This is a genomic window from Acinetobacter sp. CIP 101966 (assembly GCF_000369725.1).
In the GTDB taxonomy this organism is placed as follows: domain Bacteria; phylum Pseudomonadota; class Gammaproteobacteria; order Pseudomonadales; family Moraxellaceae; genus Acinetobacter; species Acinetobacter lwoffii_Q.
In genome coordinates this window covers 185,258-204,716 of sequence record NZ_KB850160.1, presented here as the reverse complement: position 1 = coordinate 204,716, position 19,459 = coordinate 185,258, and the positions used below count along the sequence as shown (strand labels likewise).

Annotated in this window: 17 protein-coding genes; 2 read left to right on the top strand and 15 right to left on the bottom strand. The window is 44.7% G+C overall.

Annotation, left to right across the window (positions count from 1 at the left end; translation table 11 throughout):
• Entirely contained in the window at positions 1 to 810 is an 810-nt protein-coding gene (locus F891_RS07010; protein ID WP_004280337.1) for a formate/nitrite transporter family protein, read from the bottom strand.
• Positions 811 to 1,096: 286 nt separating this feature from the next.
• Between F891_RS07010 and cynS the strand changes: the two genes are divergently transcribed.
• Positions 1,097 to 1,546 carry a cyanase gene (gene cynS, locus F891_RS07005; protein ID WP_004280338.1) on the top strand — a complete coding sequence of 150 codons (450 nt, stop codon included), beginning with the start codon at positions 1,097 to 1,099 and terminating at the stop codon, positions 1,544 to 1,546.
• Between the two features lie 133 nt (positions 1,547 to 1,679).
• Here the strand turns inward: cynS and F891_RS07000 are convergent, their stop codons facing one another.
• Positions 1,680 to 2,381 (bottom strand): IS1 family transposase, encoded by a 702-nt coding sequence (locus F891_RS07000; RefSeq protein ID WP_005262916.1) that lies wholly within the window; start codon positions 2,379 to 2,381, stop codon positions 1,680 to 1,682.
• Positions 2,382 to 2,554: 173 nt separating this feature from the next.
• Here F891_RS07000 and F891_RS06995 point away from each other — a divergent pair, with 173 nt between their 5' ends.
• The gene (locus tag F891_RS06995) at positions 2,555 to 3,301 is read left to right on the top strand and encodes an IS5-like element ISAba31 family transposase (RefSeq protein ID WP_004731014.1); all 747 of its coding nucleotides are present in this window, start codon (positions 2,555 to 2,557) and stop codon (positions 3,299 to 3,301) included.
• 199 nt (positions 3,302 to 3,500) lie between these two features.
• On the opposite strand, the gene F891_RS06990 is transcribed toward F891_RS06995, so the two are convergent.
• From F891_RS06990 to nirB, 13 genes are all read right to left on the bottom strand, one after another.
• A complete protein-coding gene (locus F891_RS06990) occupies positions 3,501 to 4,850 on the bottom strand; it encodes an MFS transporter (RefSeq protein ID WP_004731016.1) in 1,350 nt (449 codons plus the stop codon).
• Between the two features lie 329 nt (positions 4,851 to 5,179).
• A complete protein-coding gene (locus F891_RS06985; RefSeq protein ID WP_004731019.1) occupies positions 5,180 to 5,821 on the bottom strand; it encodes an ATP-binding cassette domain-containing protein in 642 nt (213 codons plus the stop codon).
• Position 5,822: 1 nt separating this feature from the next.
• Positions 5,823 to 6,506, bottom strand: coding sequence for a molybdate ABC transporter permease subunit (gene modB / locus F891_RS06980; protein WP_034439536.1), 684 nt, complete (start codon positions 6,504 to 6,506; stop codon positions 5,823 to 5,825).
• A gap of 6 nt (positions 6,507 to 6,512) precedes the next feature.
• Complete coding sequence (gene modA, locus F891_RS06975) at positions 6,513 to 7,280, bottom strand: molybdate ABC transporter substrate-binding protein (RefSeq protein ID WP_004731022.1); 768 nt, start codon at positions 7,278 to 7,280, stop codon at positions 6,513 to 6,515.
• A 47-nt stretch (positions 7,281 to 7,327) separates the two neighbouring features.
• A complete protein-coding gene (locus F891_RS06970; RefSeq protein WP_004731024.1) occupies positions 7,328 to 8,569 on the bottom strand; it encodes a molybdopterin molybdotransferase MoeA in 1,242 nt (413 codons plus the stop codon).
• Complete coding sequence (gene moaCB, locus F891_RS06965; protein ID WP_004646996.1) at positions 8,566 to 9,489, bottom strand: bifunctional molybdenum cofactor biosynthesis protein MoaC/MoaB; 924 nt, start codon at positions 9,487 to 9,489, stop codon at positions 8,566 to 8,568. Before moaCB ends, F891_RS06970 begins: the two co-directional genes overlap by 4 nt.
• Positions 9,490 to 9,559: 70 nt before the next feature.
• Positions 9,560 to 10,102 (bottom strand): molybdenum cofactor biosynthesis protein MoaE, encoded by a 543-nt coding sequence (locus tag F891_RS06960; protein ID WP_004731026.1) that lies wholly within the window; start codon positions 10,100 to 10,102, stop codon positions 9,560 to 9,562.
• A gap of 1 nt (position 10,103) precedes the next feature.
• Positions 10,104 to 10,370: a MoaD/ThiS family protein gene (locus tag F891_RS06955; RefSeq protein ID WP_004280351.1), complete on the bottom strand. Its 267-nt coding sequence runs from the start codon at positions 10,368 to 10,370 to the stop codon at positions 10,104 to 10,106.
• A gap of 2 nt (positions 10,371 to 10,372) precedes the next feature.
• Complete coding sequence (gene moaA / locus F891_RS06950; RefSeq protein ID WP_004731028.1) at positions 10,373 to 11,398, bottom strand: GTP 3',8-cyclase MoaA; 1,026 nt, start codon at positions 11,396 to 11,398, stop codon at positions 10,373 to 10,375.
• Between the two features lie 230 nt (positions 11,399 to 11,628).
• Positions 11,629 to 12,258 carry a molybdenum cofactor guanylyltransferase gene (locus tag F891_RS06945; protein WP_005262905.1) on the bottom strand — a complete coding sequence of 210 codons (630 nt, stop codon included), beginning with the start codon at positions 12,256 to 12,258 and terminating at the stop codon, positions 11,629 to 11,631.
• On the bottom strand, positions 12,255 to 15,032 hold the full coding sequence (locus F891_RS06940; protein WP_005262898.1) for a nitrate reductase: 2,778 nt from the start codon (positions 15,030 to 15,032) through the stop codon (positions 12,255 to 12,257). The genes F891_RS06945 and F891_RS06940 overlap by 4 nt, the downstream gene beginning before the upstream one ends.
• Positions 15,033 to 15,212: 180 nt before the next feature.
• Complete coding sequence (nirD, locus tag F891_RS06935) at positions 15,213 to 16,823, bottom strand: nitrite reductase small subunit NirD (RefSeq protein ID WP_004731033.1); 1,611 nt, start codon at positions 16,821 to 16,823, stop codon at positions 15,213 to 15,215.
• 24 nt (positions 16,824 to 16,847) lie between these two features.
• Complete coding sequence (gene nirB, locus F891_RS06930; RefSeq protein ID WP_005262897.1) at positions 16,848 to 19,394, bottom strand: nitrite reductase large subunit NirB; 2,547 nt, start codon at positions 19,392 to 19,394, stop codon at positions 16,848 to 16,850.
• Positions 19,395 to 19,459: the final 65 nt, after the last annotated feature.

The following is a 19,459-nucleotide window of genomic DNA, read 5'->3' as shown; positions in this document are numbered from 1 at the left end:
TTAGAATTCTTTTTTATCGCCAGTACGTACATGCGTGGTATAGAGCGCCAAACCTGTCAGTGCCAGACCACCCACCAGATTCCCCAGTGCCACCGGTAATTCATTCCACAAGAAATAGTCTGTAATCGAGAAATCACCGCCCATCATCATGGCAAATGGGAACAGGAACATATTCACCACTGAATGTTCAAAGCCCATGGCGAAAAACAGCATGATTGGCATCCACATCGCGATGAATTTGCCGCTGACTGTGGTTGACATCATGGCACCAATTACCCCGAGTGACACCATCCAGTTACACAACATGCCGCGGATAAAAATCGTCATCCAGCCAGCAAAACCATATTCGGCATAGCCCAAAGTCCGGTCTTCCCCAATATGGGCAATTTTCACCCCGACCGCATTCGGTTCAGCTGCGAAACCCATGGTATAGACTGCGGCCATCAACACTGCCACGGTTAAACATCCGGCAAAGTTACCTAAAAAAACCAGTCCCCAGTTTTTTAAAATACGTGCCCACGTCACCCCAGGACGTTTGTCTAACCAGGCTAATGGAGTCAATACAAATACCCCGGTCAGCAGGTCATAGCCCAATAGATACAACATGCAGAAACCGACTGGAAATAGCAGCGCACCGATCAGCGGCACCCCTGTTTGTACCGCAATCGTCACGGCAAATACTGCTGCCAGCGCCAGAATTGCGCCTGCCATAAACGCACGGATTAAAACATCGCGCGTTGCCATATGAAGTTTTGCCTCACCGGCATCGACCACTTTTTTTGCAAACTCTGCAGGAGCAAGATAAGCCATATTTTTATCCCCTTTATATAAATTACTTACCTGTTTGCAAATAAAAAACGCCTAAGGTCTATTTCAACCTTAGGCGTCTTTGCCTTGTATTATTCAAACAGATCAATCGTGTCATGGCGCCGTTGCCATATTTAATATAGATAAAAGCAAATAGCATGCCATATATTTTAAATATCTAATGAAAATCATATAAATTATTTTAAAATTTAATCCTAATAATTATATTGGCACAATCTCTGCATTATCTATAGCGGTCATTTTTTAAATATAGCTATTGGAGAAGATTATGATTAGCCATCGTCAACAAGTGACAGACATGATTATTTCAGCGAAAGTTTTAAAGTCTATCAAATGGGCAGATGTCGCTGAAACAATAGGCCTTTCTAAAGAATGGGTGACAGCCGCATGTTTGGGTCAGATGGCTTTTAATAAAGAACAGGCAGAAAAAATTGGTGAAATATTTGGATTGACTGATGAAGCCATCGCCTGGCTGCAAATCGTACCCTATAAAGGTTCTCTGCCAACCAGTGTGCCGACAGATCCGCTGATTTATCGCTGGTATGAGGTTGTCAGCGTCTATGGTATGACTATTAAAGAACTGATCCATGAAGAATTTGGTGATGGAATTATGAGTGCAATTGATTTCAATATGGATATTCAACGTGAGAATAATCCAAACGGAGATCGGGTGAACGTCGTATTATCCGGAAAGTTTTTACCTTACAAAACCTATTAATTTATCATTCTAAAAATAAAAGCCATTTTGAAAATGGCTTTTATTTTATCTGCACTCATTAAATTCATTTATTTTTTAAAATCATTATTAAAATATATATAATTTTGGTGGTGTTTCAAAAAGTATGCTGGCGTTAAACAAATCCGTTATTAAGGTAAAAGAAAGTCAAATCAAAGGCTTTAAAATAATTTTCGAGCTTTTTAGAAAAGTTGCAACTTCTCCTAAATCCACGCCTGATTCGATGACGAATTCTACAGTTGTTACCTTCAATACCGACGGTAAAAAACTTACCGATCACTTGCTTGCAACATTGAAATGCTGTGATAAAACTATCCCAGTGATCACTCGCAATTCCAGCATATTGAACCCCAAGCTTTTTAAGTCTAGCTTTAAGACGTTGAACCGTTGCTAAATCCCGCTTACCCCAAACATAAGCAACAACTTCTCCAGATTCTCGATGGTAGGCATAAATAAGCCATTGTTTATTTTTCTTATTCCCTACAAAAGTCCAAAGTTCATCGACTTCAAGACATTCGTAGTGGCTTTGTTTAGGCTGAATCTGATAGATCGATTCACTTAAGGTTCGTAATACCTTGCCAATGCTGATACGCTCGACTTCAGCAATATCTCTTACACCGCTTCCTCTGACCATTAAATGTAATATCTTGCCGGTAATACCTGAGTTACATCCTTGATAGCTTAATGCATGATCACCAATAAACTGACGTTTGCAATCTTTGCATTGATGGTTTTGTTTCCCATCTACTTTGATGCCATTTCTCTTTATATTGTTACTTAGACAGGTAGGACATTTGATTTGTAGCGTTATTTTCATACCTCTATTTTATCAAAAGCCATATTGTTTTTTTCAGCATACTTTTTGAAACACCACCATAATTTTTTCATCTCAAATTAAACTTACAACCTATAGGGTGTGTTGACACTTTTAGCTTAAAAAAATAGCGAAGTAGTAAAATCAAATCGCCAAACCCAATTTTACTATTCGCTATGCCTCGTACCATGCTGACAGATCAACACTGGCAAAAGTTGAAAGTTATTCTGCGTAATTTATCCATTCACCACAACTCAAATTTACGCAATTTTATTGAAGCTATTCTCTATAGAATTAGAACAGGCTGTCCGTGGCGAGATATTCCTTCTTGTTTTGGTCATTCAAACTCTATTTTCAAACGTTTTAATCGTTGGTCAAGCAGCGGTAAGTTACTTAGATTATTCAAATTACTAGCCTCATGCCCCGATATGGAGTGGATTTTTATTGATGGCTCTCATGTACGTGCTCATCAACATTCTGCCGGTATAGCGAATCAATCTATTTCTAAAAGTGTAGGAGGAAACTCCTCAAAAATACATTTGATTGTTGATGCACATGGCAATCCTATTGATTTCATGATTACCGATGGAACCACACATGATGTTAAAGTTGCACCTGATTTAATATCAACATTAGATTTAAAAGAGACAAAAGTGGTATGTGCAGATAAAGGCTATGATTCAGAACCACTGCGTGAACAGATCAGGAAAACAGGGACTAAAGCGAATATACCAAAGAAAACAAATAGCCAATCGAACAATGACCATATGGACTGGTGTTTATATAAAATCAGGCATTTAGTTGAAAATATGTTTTGTAGATTAAAGCAATTTAGAGGAATAGCTACTCGATATGACAAGCTCAAAAGAAATTATCAAAGTTCTGTTGCTTTAGCCTGTATATTTTTATGGCTACCTTTATAGGGTTAATTATGAACAGTAAATGTCAACAGACCCTAAATAATTTTATTTTTATTCGATGAATTCAATCCTCCTGTCCTGTTTAAATAATACTTTCCCATCCTGAATATTGGATTCATCATTTTATTAGTGAGTTAGCAAAAACAACAAAAAGGATATTGCTATCCTTTTTGTTCATTCATTTTAAATCAGGAATGTAGTGTTATTGCTGTGCTTCCGCCAGATGACGTTCATTTACTGCCTGTTCATATAACAGCTGTTCTTTTTCTTTATGTTCGACAGAGAAGCGGATCATCAACACACAACTTGCAGCAATCACCACCAAGCTACCCAGTACCATCAAAGTGGTTTGAATATCCAGCATGCCTTTTAACAGGAAACCTGCAGCTACCGCGCCGACATTGCCACCTGCTCCAATAATACCGGCCACACCACCCAAGGCATCACGGTCGATAAAGGGTACCAGTGCATAGGTTGCACCACATGCCATATGAGTAAACAAGGCAAATATAGTCATCGCCATGATCGCCAAGGTCGCGCTGTTCATTTGCGAAAATAGAATAAGAAACAGACCTTCCAGCATGATCAAGGCAAACAGGACTTTGGTTCGACCATCCAGACCTTTTTGAATCGCGACTTTGTCTGAAACAATACCTCCCAAGGCACGGGCAAACAATGCCAGTAAACCAAAAATCCCGGCTGCCATGCCTGCTTCTTTTAGGCCAAACTGAAAGTTGTCGACAAAGTACAAGGCAATAATATTATGGATAAAAATTTCAATACCAAAACAGGCAGCATAAGCCCCAAATAGAATCCAGACACGGTAGTTACGTGCGGCATGCATTAAGATGGCAAGGCCGCCTTTTTTATCGCTACCAACAGAAATACCTTGCGCACGAAGTTCTTTAAAATTGCCTTGTGGACAGTCTTGGGTGAATTTCCAGTACAGTACACCGACAATGATCATCAGAATGCCCGGCACCAGAAGCGCAATTCTCCATCCCATCGCCTGTTCTACACCGAACATGACCAAAGCAGCCAGCATTAAAGGCATCAGGGCTTGGGTCGCACCGCCACCGGCATTCCCCCAACCTGCTGTAGTTGCATTTGCCGTTCCCACCACATTCGGCGCAAACATGATGCTGGTATGATATTGGGTGATGACAAAACTGGCACCGATGGCGCCAATCAATAAACGGAAAAACAAGAAAGATTCATAACTGTTGGCCGACGCCACACCAAACACCGGAATACTGCCAATAATCAATAAGGCGGTATAGGTTTTACGCGGACCGTATTTATCACACAGCGGCCCCACGATCAGACGCACCAGAATGGTAATGGCGACTGCGGCAATATTGATATTGGCGATCTGCTCTTTGGTCAGGCTGAATTCACCGGCAATGACAGGCATTAAAGGTGCACAGGCAAACCATGCAAAGAAACAGACAAAAAAAGCGAGCCAACTCATATGGAAGGCCCGCATCGCTGAACTACTGAAGTTAAATAGACTTATTTTTGTTGCTTTATTGAGACTTGTATTTGAAGACATAGCCATTTCCTTACCAGAACTGAACGTATTTAAGTCACTATGATGCCGAGGCATATCAGTAACGATCAGAACGGACGTCATTGGCCGTCATACAAATGTTGAGTCTTCTTTGACTTTAATCAGATATATGCATAGGTCATGCCAGATTATTTTTAAAATAAAATAAGATACTGTTTTATATAAAATAATTTATATTTAAGCTCTTAAATTAGACTTTTCATTTTTAAAAATAGAGAGAAAAATAGATAGCTTCTGAGGCATTATTAGCAAAACAGTGAGAGAATGACCTGCCCGGAGTCATTGCTGGTTTAAATCGGTGCAGCATTGCATCAGACTATTTTTCCCTTTTCAAAATGCAGCACCTGTGCCTGTAAATACGCTACTTCATCTACATGATGGGTCACATAAATCATGGGTAAATCTGTTTGATGAATCACAATTTTCAGAAAGGGTAAAATCTGGTTTTTCAGCTTTTGATCCAGTCCATTTAAAGGTTCATCCAAAAGTAATAGATCGGGAGAAGATAAAAGTGCACGTCCAATAGAAACGCGCTGTGCCTGTCCACCAGAAAGCTGATGCGCCCGATGCCGAAGCAGTAGCTTTAATTCGAGTAACTCCACAATGTCCTCAAACATAAATTTCTGCTGACCTTTATTTTTTATGTTTAGCTGTTCTGCATATTTTAAATTCTGCATGACATTCAGATGCGGAAACAGTAGGGCTTGCTGAAAAATCAGGGCAATTTTTCTTTGATGAACAGGAATATTCAGTTTCTGCTGATGATCAAATAATATTTTTTGCTGAAAATGAATAAAGCCTTGTGATGGTTTTAATAGCCCTGCAATATTTTTTAAAAAGGTGCTTTTCCCACTTCCTGAGGCTCCCACAATACCAATCAATTGTGTCTGCATATCCAGACTGGCATGTAGCTGGAAATTTGCGTAATTAAACTGAAAATCACACTTCAGCATCTTAGGCCTCCAATTTACGTTGATATTTCTGCATGATCCAGTAATTTGCAATCAAAGCCGAAAAAGCCAGAATCAGAGATAAAATGACCAGACGCATGGCCATGCTTTCTCCATCAGGCTGCTGCAACAGGCTATAAATGGCGATAGGAATCGTGCGGGTTTCTTCTGGAATATTGCCAACAAAGGTAATGGTGGCACCAAATTCTCCCAGACTGCGGCTGAAACATAAAATGCTACCGATTAAAATTCCAGGCAAAGCCAGAGGCAGGCTAATGCTACAGAATACCCGCCATGGTGCTGCGCCTAAAGATCCTGCCACCTGCTCCAATTGCCGGTTGATCATTTGAAAAGACAAGCGAATTGGTTGAACCATTAAAGGAAATGCCACAATGATTGCTGCCAGTACCGCACCTTTCCAGTTAAATACCAGTTGAATTCCCCATGCATGCAGATATTGCCCCAGCATCCCCTGATGGCCAAACAGCAGGAGCAGAAGATAGCCCAGTACTACCGGCGGTAGCACCATAGGCATCTGCAATATCGCCTCTACGAGAAATTTGGCCCTGAATTCATAACGTGCCAGCAGCCATGCTAAGGCAATTGCAAACGGCAAGCATACCGCTGTGGCAAAGCCCGCCACTTTGGCTGAAAGCATCAAGGCACTCAGTTCTTCTGGTGTGAGCATCATCAGTTATGGAGCCTTGAGCTTAAAACCATACTTCTGGAAAATCTGTCTGGCCTGTGGACTCGTCTGGATAAATTCAGAAAACTGGATTGCTGCCTGATTTTTCTGGCCCTGCCGGGTTAAAGCAATCGGATACACAATCGGACGATGTGTACTGGCTGGAAAAACTCCCGAAATTTTAAATTTTTTACTCATTATTAAGGCATCGGTTCTATACACAATACCGACCTGACATTCGCCACGTTCTACAAATGCGAGAGTTGCACGGACATTATCCGTACCGACAATTCTGCCACGAAGCGGATTCAACCAGCCCAGCCGGGTTAAGCTTTGCTTGGCATATTTTCCGGCAGGCACCGATTCCATTTGTCCTGTACACAAATAGCCTTGAAAGGCCTTAGCAAAATTAAAATCGGCTGACATTTTAAAATGATTTTTTTGCTGGATAGGACTAATCAATACCAGCTCATTAAACAGCACAGGTTTACTCTGCCCCACCTGGATTTTTTGTTTCTTGATCAGGTCATTCATCCAGTCCAGGTCTGCAGAGAAAAATAGATCACTGCTGGCTCCCGCTGCAATTTGTTTGGCCAATACCGAAGACGCAGCAAAAACTGGAACGATCTGGATATCCCGATGCTGTTGCTCATACAGCTTGGAAATATCAGTAATCGCATTGGTCAGGCTGGCCGCAGCATAGATTTTAACTGTCTCGGCATGCAGCATGGGGCTAGTCAACAGCATGCCAGTGAGGAGAACTTTGAATAAATCCATCTTTCTCATTCTGCGTGGCTTGAATATTGAGAATTGTGACAGGCATTTCAAATCAGCAAACCCTGTACCACTTGCCCGGCTTGGATTTCTGTTGCTGCCGGAATACGTATCAGACAATTGGCCTGCATCAGATTACTCAACATATGCGACTGCTGTTTCGCCAGGCTCTTGAGTTTTAAAGTGCCCTGATCAAATTCTGCAGCCATTCTTAAAAAACGTTCGCGTGCATCCGCTTTCAAATCATGCGTCATTACCGCACTAAGCCATTCAGGTAGCTGCTTTTGCCCCTGTAAGGCATTCAGTAAAGTTACCGTATAGATTTGCATCCCGACATAAACGGCAGCCGGATTTCCCGGTAAACCCAAGAGATAACAGTAACCTTGATCATCTCGACGATACTTGGCAAATAACATCGGTTTTCCGGGTTTCTGCTTCACTTTCCAGAAAATCTGCTCAAAACCCTGCTCCAGGGCAACCGGGCGAATGAAATCATAATTACCCACCGACACTCCGCCAGTGGTCAAGATGACATCATATTGGTGTTTGAGTCGGTTCAGTAATAATTGCAGTTCGGACTCACAATCGGGCACATGCAGAATATCTACGTTTTGACCCTGTGACTGAAACCAGGCCTGAATCAGCGGAGCATTGGCGTCAAAGATTTTTCCGGAATTCAGGTCTTCAATGCTGGAAGCCACTTCATCTCCAGTAATCACAACAGCAATTTTAGGATAACGATAGACTGAAACCTGCTTTACGCCTGCCATGCTCAAAGCTGCAATTGCACCTACATGCAGTTTTTGACCTGCATCTGCCAGACGCTGCCCTTGTGCGATTTCCTCGCCTGCATCACGTATATCCGTATGAGGCTTTAGGTCTGTTGTAATAATGATTTGATTGGCATGGCATTTGACAATTTCCTGACGGGCGACCGTTGTAGTTCCTGCTGGAATCCTGGCACCGGTAAAAATCCGGACCGCCTGACCTGGCCGCAGTTCAATTTCAGTACTTTGCCCTGCCCGAATCTCTCCAATGAGTTCAAAAGTGCTGTGAGCACTAACATTTTCTGGACTGCAAAGCGCATAGCCATCTACAGCACTTTGTGAAAACAGCGGCAATGGTATGGCCGAATCAATCGCCTCTGCCAGATAGCGATTCAGAGCCCGAGCAAGCGGCAGGCTTTCAGCTACCAAGATATGCGTCTGCTCAAGTAACATCTGCAGTGCCTGATCAACAGAAATCAGTCCCGGTTCAGCACCGCAGGCTGAATGTGATAGTGCCTGATTCATTGATAGCCCCCCGCATGTGGGATATTTTTTTGCACATCAAACAAGTGCACCAAAGCCGGAAGTACCGCGATCAGAGATTCTTTCGCACCCTGACGACTTCCCGGTAGGGTCATCACCAGACTGTTCTCAATATAGCCAGCCACGCCACGACTTAATGCTGCATAAGGGGTACGTTTTTGCCCAAAACTACGTGAAGCTTCCATTAAACCGGGAATTTCCCGTTGCAGCAAAGGTTGTAGGGTTTCGACGGTCAGGTCTTTAGGACCTAAGCCAGTACCGCCCACAGTTAGAATCAGCGGATACTGATTTTTCTGCTGTTCAATCAGGGTCAAGAGCTGTTCTGGGCTATCGGGAATAACCTGATAACTAATAGAATCAAAATTGGCTTCTTTTAAAATTTCCATTACGTTTTGTCCGGCAGTGTCCGGCTTTTTGCCTGCTGCAACCGTATCGGACAGCACAATAACCGAAGCGGACAGACTCTCTTTAAGTACGCGGGTAAAATGTGATTTTCCGCCTTTTTTCTGCTGCAACCTGCATTGATCCAGCGACAAATCTTCCGGTTCACAATGCGGCTTCAGCATGTCATACAAGGTCAGACCTGCCAGACTGACCGCTGTCAAAGCTTCCATTTCCACACCAGTTGGTCCAATGGTTTCAACAGTAGCAATAATTTCGACATGTGCATCACACAGTTCATATTCCACATCGGCACGATAAATCGGTAATGGATGGCACAATGGAATCAGCTCATCGGTCCGTTTGGCACCTAGAATGCCGGCAATGCGTGCTGTTTTCAGGGCATCACCTTTTTCAGTATTGCCATTACGTAGCAGCTCAATGCAATGTGGCGGTGCATGCAGGATTCCAGTGGCAATTGCTGTACGGTAACTTTCTGCTTTCATCCCTACATTTTTCATGATTCATCCCAGGCTAATTTTTAAAATCTGTTTTAAAGTGATTCATCTTATGCATCCTCATTGGACGCATTTAATTAGATGGTGATTGGCAAGCGTGTTCTGCTACATGGTGATGGTGACAATGCGCTTCTTCTGCATGATGAGAGTGATTAGTTTCAGGTCCATGATCTTTTCGGATACAACAGCCTTCGACATATTGACTGCTGCCATCCGTATAAAATTCTTCTTTCCAGACCGGAACCTCATGCTTCACCCGTTCCACAGCTTCCTCACAGGCAGCGAAGGCCTCACGACGATGGGCCGCATAAGCCATAGCAATAATGGCTGTTTCCCCAACCTCCAGCTCACCAATACGGTGCACTACCCGCACATAAGACACCTGGTATTTGATCTGGATCTGCTGTTCAATTTCACGAATCATTTTTTCAGCCACAGGCGCATAGGCGGTATATTTCAGGGTACGCACAGCTTTCCCCTGATGATGGTTACGTACTGTTCCGACAAAGATGCCGATTCCACCACATTCCGGAAAATGCTGGATACCATCAAAATCCTCCAGACTAAAAGCAGTCTGCTGGATTCGGGCAAATTGTTTTAGTGACTTGAGTTGCATCTCAGCCTCCTGCTACCGGCGATAACAGCACCAGCGTACTGTCACGATTTAAAACATTCTGTCTGGAAATAATGTCTTCACCGATTGCACAGGCACAACGTTCCAGCATGGGCTGTATATCGGGATAGAGGGATAGCAACTGGTTCAGGACTTCAGAAACATGAATTTCAGACTCGCATTGCAAATTTAAATCTGCGGGAATTTGTCGTTCAATCGCACCGAAGGCTTCTATTTTGATATGAATTAATTTTTGCTGAGTGAGTGACATATTTACCCTCCAATGCTGTGCATGCTGATTTTTCGGATCGGCTTTTGTATTGGTGATTGCTGGATCGCATGGAAGCCGGCCTCTTTATGCCAGATATAAGCGTGGAGCTTGTGCTGAAATGTCTGTGTGGCGAAATGATCCAGCGCCAGTTGTTCGATATCTGCCTTAAGGTTCAGGCCTTGTCTGGCAAATAAACAGTTATAAAATTCACCTTGGGCATTGAGGCGCAGACGGTCACAATCACTGCAAAATGAATGGGTAATGGTGGAAATAATCCCCAAAGGCTGCCCATTGACCAAATAGCCACGGGCTGGATTGGCGCCTTGTCCTTGAGATACCTGGACATCAAATTCAGTTTTCAGTTGATCCAGGATATCCTGCTCACTGATGACATCAGACGGATTCCATTTCTGATCGCCATCGAGGGGCATAAACTCAATAAAACGCAGTTCTATAGCCTGATGCTGTGCCCATTTCACCAAAGGAATAATCTGATTGTCATTGATGCCTTTGATGAGCACACTATTGATCTTGACGGTCAAACCTGCCTGCTGTGCGGCAGAAATACCTTGAAGTACAGGCTGTAACTGTTTTTGGGTCAGTTGCTGAAACTGCTTTGGATCAAGACTGTCCAGACTGATATTCAGATCATCGAGTCCTGCGCGTTTAAGCGGTTGAGCATAATCTGCTAAATAATGGCCATTACTGGTCATGGAAATACGTTTCAGGCCAATAGCTTTCAGCGTCTGTAAGCGGGCAATAAAATGAACAATACCTTGACGCATCAACGGTTCGCCCCCCGTCACCCGGATCTGCTCAATCCCGTGTCGCACCATAAACTCGCAAAAAGCATACAGGGCTTCAAAACTGAGCAAATCTTTTTTATTCATCCATTGCGGATGTTCAGGCATGCAATAGCTGCATTTGAAATTACAGCGGTCAGTCACCGAGATCCGCAACTTACGTTTCTGGCGTCCAAACTGATCCTGAAAGATACTGCGAGGTGCTAAAGCTGTCATGCTATTCATTGCTGCGGTCCATGATGAGATCTGCACGGTTATTTAACAGTCTTGATTTACTGCGCTATTTCTTCACAATGAATGAGCAATAAGTGTTCCAACTTTGCACAAATTTATTTTTAATGAATGTTAATGGATAATATTTGTTCTTTTTTAGTCCGAAAGTTTGCTCGAAAAATAAAAAAAGCAATATTTTGGTGAGCCAGAATATGATAATTCGGCTTTTAGCATTTTAAACGCTAGAGAAAGTTAAGCTGTTGATGCTGCTGTAGCTCATCAAATGAATTAATGCTGTGGAAAAACAGGGCACGATTTTTAAAACTTGCCCGCTGCATGTGCATGTCAGCAAAACAGCGTTTTAAACTGCGCTGATCCTGTTCAAGATGTTGTATAAGCGTGGGTAAGCTGCTGCGTTTCATCAGACAGAATGGAAACAATGCCTTTTCATTGATTTCAACCACCGCCACTTCAGATAAAGGATGTAGTTGCAGGGCCTGATGTAAACGTGAAATGACCTTTTTGGGAATATAAGTCACATCACAGGGTACGAACAGCACATAATCAGATTGTACATGTGACCATGCACTCTTCATGCCCATCAGAGGTCCCTGAAAGCCGGGTTCATCGTCCTGATAAAAGTCGATCGAAGGAATCATCCGTTTATAAATGGAATGATCCCGATGGCTATTGACCCAAACTTTGCTTGCCCGGGACTTCAGCTGCTGATGGATTTTAATGAGCTGGATTTCATCATCAAATTTGTGCAGTAATTTATTGATACCATTCATGCGCCGCGCTAAACCGCCGGCCAGGATCACCACATCAGTTTCCGGATAGGACACCGTCGTTTTCATCACTCTTCTTTTCATTCTATATACTCCGTCTGGCAGGTCTTAATCAGGCCTCTAATTTCTGGCAAACATGAACCGCAATTTCCTCCAGCTTTTAGACATGCAGTCACCTGTTTTTCATGCGTGATATTTTTATCTTTAATGGTTTGAATAATTCGGTTCTTGCCGACTTTAAAACAGCTACAGACCAATGGCCCTTCACTATTTCCCATCGACATGGCCTGACCTGCCAGCAATGCTTTACGATGCAATGCACTCAGACGTTCACGTCTAAACAGGCCTGCCACCCAGTCACGATCTGGCAATAGTGCCGCCGGTGCAATATAAAAACTGGCAATTAACTGGCCATCCTGAAGCACCACACTATGACTGATATGCGCCGTTTGATCTTCGAGATTCAGCCATTCAAAGCTTTCATCATCAAAGGCTAACAGGCTCTTGATCTGCCCGGTGATGTCAGAAAAACGGCGACGGTCTGCCAATTCATAACGGATGGCCTGAGTGGTTTGAATTTTGCTCCACCACACCGTATTTTCAATCATGGTCTGAATCTGCTGTTCAAAGCCTTCCCGTACATACAACACGCCCTGCCACTGGGTATAAAACGGCTGGATCATGACCGGAGTATGCTTAAATTCTGGCTCGCCAGAAATCGGGTCAACCACCGGATTCACCACTTTTCCAATCCGCGCATCGGACGCAAACTGGTCGTTCCAGTGAATCGGTGCAAAAATCTGGCCACGTCGCATATTTTGTGAAAATTGCACACGGAGTACACAACTTCCCCAAGCAGATTTCACCTCGACCAGCTCGGCATCTTTCAGGCCATACTTCAGCGCATCTTGCGGATGCAGCTCACAATAAGGCTCGGCACGATGCTGGGACAAACTGGCAGATAATCCGGTACGGCTCATGGTGTGCCATTGATCGCGAATGCGTCCGGTATTCAGGATCAGAGGATATTCAGCAGAAATAGCATGTACCGGATCGGCTGCAACTATTGGCACCAGTCTGGCCTTGCCATCTGCATGGCTAAACTGGCCTTGGCTAAATAGTTGACCAACCTGATGAACTTCTTGCTTATCCCAGACCGGCCACTGGATCGGTGCCAGATTCTGATATTCCGCAAAACCGAGATGAGTTAAACCTTGCAGGTTGAAATAGCGAAAATTGGGTGTATTTTCACGTTGCGAAAGCGAACTATTCTGATAGGCAGATAAACGGGCATGTTCCAGAAAAATGTCATGGCTATTGTTAAAGTCAAAACCGCGAAAACCTAAAGCTTTAGCCACCCGAGAAATGGCCCACCAGTCTGCTTTAGCTTCACCCGGAGCCGGCAAAAAAGCCTTTTGCCGGGAAATACGGCGCTCCGAATTGGTGACTGTGCCATCTTTTTCGCCCCAACCCAGTGCCGGTAACAGTACATCGGCATATTGCATGGTATCGGTGCCAAGACAAATATCGGAAACCACCACAAATTCACACTTCTCCAGAGCGCGTTTAACCTGATCTGCATCGGGCAAACTCACGATCGGATTGGTGGCCATAATCCAGATGGCCTTGATTTTCCCGCTTTCCACCGCTTGAAATAAATCTACCGCTTTTAATCCGGGCTGCCGGGCGATGACCGGGCTTTGCCAGAAATCCTGCACCAGTTGCTGATGCTGCGAATTATCCAAATCCAGATGACTGGCCAGCATATTGGCCAGCCCACCGACTTCCCGTCCGCCCATCGCATTCGGTTGTCCGGTCATGGAAAAAGGTGCCGAACCGGGTTTGCCTATTTTTCCTGTCAATAAATGACAGTTGATAATGCTATTGGCCTTGTCTACGCCTTGGGAGGATTGGTTTACGCCCATGGAAAACAGGCTCATAATTTTTTCGGTCTGGGCAAATTTTTGAAAAAATAAGATTAATTTTTCAATAGCAATACCGGTACGTCTTGCCACGCTTTCAATCGATGACTCTGTCGAGCTGCTGGAAAGCGCCTGCTCCAGACCTTGAGTATGTTGGGTAACAAAATCCAGATCGGCATGACCATTTTGCTGAAGATACTGCAACAAGCCATTAAACAGCGCGACATCCTGACCTGGTAAAATGGGTAAGTGTAAGTCTGCCGCTTCACAGGTTGCGGTAAAGCGGGGATCAATCACCACCACGAATAAATCCCGCTCTTCCTTGGCTTTCATGATGCGCTGATAAAGCACCGGATGGCACCAGGCGGTATTGGAACCGACCAAAACCACCATTTCTGTCTGCTCAAAATCTGTGTAGCTGGCCGGTACCAGGTCTTCGCCAAAAGCCCGTTTATGTGCCGCCACAGCAGAAGACATGCACAGTCTTGAATTGGTATCAATATTGGCAGTACCGAGATAGCCCTTTACAAACTTGTTCACCACATAATAGTCTTCAGTCAAAAGCTGGCCGGAGACGTAAAAGGCGATGCTGTCACGTCCATACTGATCAATATATTGCTGAAATTTATTGGCAATACTTGAAATAGCATGATCCCAAGTGCTTATTTGCCGCTGCTCTTTTCGCCCTGTCATCGGATGCAGAAGCCGGGTTTTTAAGCCAAGTGTATCGGCAAGATGACTGCCTTTAATACACAACTTGCCCAAGTTCGCAGGATGCTGAACATCGCCTTCAATCTGAACCTTTTCACCCATCGAGGTTTGGCTTACGTGCGCGATGACACCACAGCCTACTCCACAATAAGGACAGGTCGTCTGAGTGGTTTTTATTTGGGATTCAGTAGAGCTATGTAGTTCCATAACCGGAATACTATTCATTGCTGCTGCGCTCCTTAATCATCCAAATTCACTTGTTTCACCAAATCTCTGATATCTAGCTTTTACAGGTTTGATTTAAATTTTTTCTATGTCTCAAAAGCTTTAATCCTCACCAACCCTCCTTTAATAAAGGAGAGAGGTTCCCCTCTTGTTTAAAGAGGGGTTGGGAGATTGATCCGATTACCCTGCCTTTTTTAATGCAAAATCCCGACCAAAAAGCAGTTTGCTGCGGATATTACTAATCGGTATCTGATCTGCAATCAGTTCTGCATACCAAGCTCCATCTTCGGTATCGCCAAATAGCACCGCACCAATGACCTTGTCCTGCTGGATAATGATCCGTTTATAGATTTGACGTTTTTCATCATTCAGGACGATATCTTCAAAATCATCCTGAGGTTCAAAATTTCCGGCTGAGAAGACATCACATCCGCTAACCTTGAGTTGGGTCGGAACAGTCGGTGCCTTAAAGGTCAGTCGGCCATGTTCAGCCAGATGCGTCGCGCAGATAAAGGCCTGTCCCCATAATGGCTCAACCAGTCCAAAGGTCTGGCCACGATGCTCAATACATTCACCCACTGCATAAATACTCGGGTCATAGGTTTGCATGGTGTCATTCACCAGCACCCCACGATTGCAGCGCAGACCAGCCTGTTCAGCCAGGGTTTTATTTGGTCGAATCCCGACGGCGAAGACCACCAAATCGGCATCCAGCATTGTCCCGTCTTTTAGTCGCAGTTGAGTCACGTGACCATCAATACCGAGCAGCTCTTCGGTGTTGGCTTCAGTGATGATTCGGATGCCTTTATCTTCAATTGATTTTTTCAGCATTTGACTGGCTTTCATATCCAGTTGACGATCCATAATACGGTCCATCAGATGCAGCACAGTTACATTCATCCCCTGCTGCTTCAGTCCATAAGCTGCTTCTAGACCCAGCAACCCACCTCCAATCACGACGGCATTTTGCTTGGTTTTGCAGTAATCCAGCATGCGGTTAACATCCTGAATATCCCGGAAGCTAATCACGCCTTCAAGTTCAGCACCCGGAATAGGTGGCATGAAGGGTTTGGAACCAGTGGCGAGAATCAGACGATCATAAGCAACGACTTCGCCTTTTTGGGTGTGGACCTGTTTACGCGAACGGTCGATAGCGATAGCAGCATCCCCAGCAATGAATCGAATGCCTTTTTCAGCATACCAGTCGGCTGAATGCAGCATAATTTCGGCAAAGCTTTTCTCACCAGACAATACCGGTGACAACATGATCCGGTTGTAATTGCCCCATGGCTCTTCCCCAATCACGGTCATGTCATAACGATCTGGCGCCATATCCAGCAAGTCTTCCAGACAACGCATACCCGCCAGTCCATTCCCGATCAGTACCAGTTTTAAGCGCTCTGTGTTTTGACCATTACTGGAAATATAAGTTTTTTGTGGAGTCGGACTCACCAGAACTTTGCCATTTTCAATTCGGGTTGGAAATACCAGTAATTTCTGCTCTTGTTCTTCCAGACAACGACCGGTCACCAGACTGAAATGCTGCTTGTAAATTGGGGATGCGACTACACGCTCACCTTGCAGATCACCCAGAATGCCACGTGCCATGACATTGGCCAGACTAAACGGATCCTGATTGCTGAGTGCATAAACCCGCTGTTCCTGACCCACGCGAAAAATTGCAATCTGCTGATCTTCAATCAGGGCTGCCACACCGGTATTCGGAGTGATCTCATCCAGATTGCAGACTTCGTACCAGTTCAGTTCGTTGATGTCTTTTAAAATTGTCATTTTCATTCTCCCTGACTGTGGTATTTAGGCTTCAACCACTGGAATACGGTTTAAATCACGTTCAGCTTCTGTCTTTGGACGAATCTGGCCACGTACAGGCGCAAACTGAATATGCGGGTCATTCTGCTCGGCTGCTTTGGCATTGATAAAAGTCTTAAAGCGTTTGCGCACTTCAGGATCTTCAATCGCAGTGCGCCATTCATCCTGATAAGTGCCAATCACATGCTGCATACGGCTTTCCAGTTCAGCGGCAATGCCGAGCGAATCATGCACAATGACATCTTTCAGATAGTCCAGTCCACCTTCCATATTGTCACGCCACACACTGGTGCGCTGCAGACGGTCTGCTGTCTGGATATAGAACATAAAGAAGCGGTCGATATATTTGATGAGTGTGGGAGTATCCAGATCCGAGGCGAGCAGTTCAGCATGGCGCGGTTTCATGCCGCCATTGCCGCATACATATAGATTCCAGCCTTTTTCCGTGGCAATGACACCGACATCCTTGCTCTGTGCTTCTGCACATTCACGGGTACAGCCGGATACTGCCATTTTGGTTTTATGGGGTGAACGCAGGCCTTTATAACGATTTTCCAGGAAAATCGCCAAGCCGACAGAATCATCGACTCCAAAACGGCACCAGGTACTACCCACACAAGATTTCACCGTACGTAAGGATTTGCCGTAAGCATGTCCGGACTCGAAACCGGCATTGATCAGTTTTTCCCAGATTTCAGGCAGTTGATGTACCTGCGCACCAAACATGTCAATTCGTTGTCCGCCCGTGATTTTGGTATATAGACCATAATCTTTGGCGATCTGACCGATGGTAATCAGACCATCCGGGGTAATCTCGCCGCCTGCCACACGTGGCACAATCGAATAGGAACCATCTTTCTGGATATTGCCGAGGTAGTAGTCGTTGCTATCCTGCAAACCGGCATGACTTGGTTTCAGAACAAAATCATTCCAGCAGGATGCCAGAATATTGGCTACAGTCGGTTTGCAAATATCACAGCCCATGCCGTGCCCATGTTGCTGAATCAGGTCAGAGAATGTCTTGATCTCATGCACACGAACCAGGTGATACAGTTCCTGACGTGAATAGGCAAAGTGTTCACACAGGTGATTGTTCACCGTGACACCCTGACGCTGTAATTCAGATTTGAGAACCTGCGTTACCAGTGGCGCACAGCCACCGCACGCTGTTGCAGCCTGCGTGCATTTTTTCAATGCACCCAATGAAGTTGCACCGCCATCAATGGCTGAACAGATATCAGCTTTGGAAACGTTATTACATGAACAGATGGTCGCACTGTCAGGCAATAAATCGATGCCACTGCCACCTGATTTGGAGGTTGACTGATCAAAGCCCGGCATGATCAGGCTTTCCGGTTGCTCCGGTACAGCCAGACCATTTAGCATCATTTGCAGGAGATCACTATATTCTTTGGCACAGCCCACCAGCACCGCGCCCAGCAGCCTGGTCTTATCTGCTGACACCACGATTTTTTTATAAACCTGCGCGGCTTCATCAGCATAAAAATAGCTCAAAGCACCTGGGGACATGGCATGTGCATCACCAATAGAAGCAACATCCACGCCCATCAGTTTGAGCTTGGTACTCATGTCCGCACCAGCGAATGCATGACTTTCTTGGCCTAGGACATGTTTTGCCGCGATCCGCGCCATGTCATAGCCTGGTGCAATCAGACCATAAATTTTATTGTCCCAAAGTGCACATTCACCAATGGCATAAATGTCCGGATGTGAGGTCTGGCAATAATCATTAATGATGATGCCGCCACGCTCACCAATCAGTAAACCACTTTGGCGCGCCAGTTCATCACGCGGACGAATGCCGGCCGAGAACAGGATGATATCGGTTTCAAGCACCGAACCATCTCCGAACTTCATTACATGCTGAGTGCTGTCACCATCTTCAATACTTGACGTGGCCTTTTGAGTATGTACCTTGACACCAAGGTCTTCAATTTTAGAGCGCAGTACCCGGCCGCCCAGATCATCAATCTGCACCGCCATCAGACGCGGAGCAAATTCTACGACATGGGTTTCCAGATTCAGATCTCGCAGGGCTTTCGCTGCTTCCAGCCCTAGCAAGCCGCCGCCAATCACTACGCCAGTTTTGGCATTCAGACTGGCTGCACGAATGGCATCCAGATCTTCAATGGTACGATAAACAAAGCAATTCTGACGGTCATTGCCCGGGATTGGTGGCACAAAGGCATAAGAACCGGTAGCGAGAATCAACTTGTCAAAACTCAGCACATCACCCTGGCTGGTGGTGACGGTTTTATGGAGCTGATCAATTTCAACCGCTTTAGTATTAAGTCGCAAATCAATGCCATAAGCATCGGCAAAATCACTACGACACAGACTCAGATCCTTGACCGACTTGCCGCTGAAATATTCGGTCAAATGTACCCGGTCATAAGCTAAATGTGGCTCTTCTGCCAAAATGGTCAGCTCAATGTCATCACCGGCCTGTTCCAGTACAGATTCGATGAATTTATGCCCCACCATGCCATGCCCAATCATGAGAATTTTCATATCTGCACTCCAACTATTGTTTTTTTAAAGATGATAAAAAGCCGCATATCACGTCTAGGCATTGA

What these genes read in the sequence shown, in the direction of transcription:
- F891_RS07010 (WP_004280337.1), bottom strand. Translation starts at nt 810, where the DNA reads ATGGCTTATCTTGCTCCTGCAGAGTTTGCAAAAAAAGTGGTCGATGCC.
- cynS (WP_004280338.1), top strand. Translation starts at nt 1,097, where the DNA reads ATGATTAGCCATCGTCAACAAGTGACAGACATGATTATTTCAGCGAAA.
- F891_RS07000 (WP_005262916.1), bottom strand. Translation starts at nt 2,381, where the DNA reads ATGAAAATAACGCTACAAATCAAATGTCCTACCTGTCTAAGTAACAAT.
- F891_RS06995 (WP_004731014.1), top strand. Translation starts at nt 2,555, where the DNA reads ATGCCTCGTACCATGCTGACAGATCAACACTGGCAAAAGTTGAAAGTT.
- F891_RS06990 (WP_004731016.1), bottom strand. Translation starts at nt 4,850, where the DNA reads ATGTCTTCAAATACAAGTCTCAATAAAGCAACAAAAATAAGTCTATTT.
- F891_RS06985 (WP_004731019.1), bottom strand. Translation starts at nt 5,821, where the DNA reads ATGCTGAAGTGTGATTTTCAGTTTAATTACGCAAATTTCCAGCTACAT.
- modB (WP_034439536.1), bottom strand. Translation starts at nt 6,506, where the DNA reads ATGCTCACACCAGAAGAACTGAGTGCCTTGATGCTTTCAGCCAAAGTG.
- modA (WP_004731022.1), bottom strand. Translation starts at nt 7,280, where the DNA reads ATGGATTTATTCAAAGTTCTCCTCACTGGCATGCTGTTGACTAGCCCC.
- F891_RS06970 (WP_004731024.1), bottom strand. Translation starts at nt 8,569, where the DNA reads ATGAATCAGGCACTATCACATTCAGCCTGCGGTGCTGAACCGGGACTG.
- moaCB (WP_004646996.1), bottom strand. Translation starts at nt 9,489, where the DNA reads ATGAAAAATGTAGGGATGAAAGCAGAAAGTTACCGTACAGCAATTGCC.
- F891_RS06960 (WP_004731026.1), bottom strand. Translation starts at nt 10,102, where the DNA reads ATGCAACTCAAGTCACTAAAACAATTTGCCCGAATCCAGCAGACTGCT.
- F891_RS06955 (WP_004280351.1), bottom strand. Translation starts at nt 10,370, where the DNA reads ATGTCACTCACTCAGCAAAAATTAATTCATATCAAAATAGAAGCCTTC.
- moaA (WP_004731028.1), bottom strand. Translation starts at nt 11,398, where the DNA reads ATGAATAGCATGACAGCTTTAGCACCTCGCAGTATCTTTCAGGATCAG.
- F891_RS06945 (WP_005262905.1), bottom strand. Translation starts at nt 12,258, where the DNA reads ATGAAAAGAAGAGTGATGAAAACGACGGTGTCCTATCCGGAAACTGAT.
- F891_RS06940 (WP_005262898.1), bottom strand. Translation starts at nt 15,032, where the DNA reads ATGAATAGTATTCCGGTTATGGAACTACATAGCTCTACTGAATCCCAA.
- nirD (WP_004731033.1), bottom strand. Translation starts at nt 16,823, where the DNA reads ATGACAATTTTAAAAGACATCAACGAACTGAACTGGTACGAAGTCTGC.
- nirB (WP_005262897.1), bottom strand. Translation starts at nt 19,394, where the DNA reads ATGAAAATTCTCATGATTGGGCATGGCATGGTGGGGCATAAATTCATC.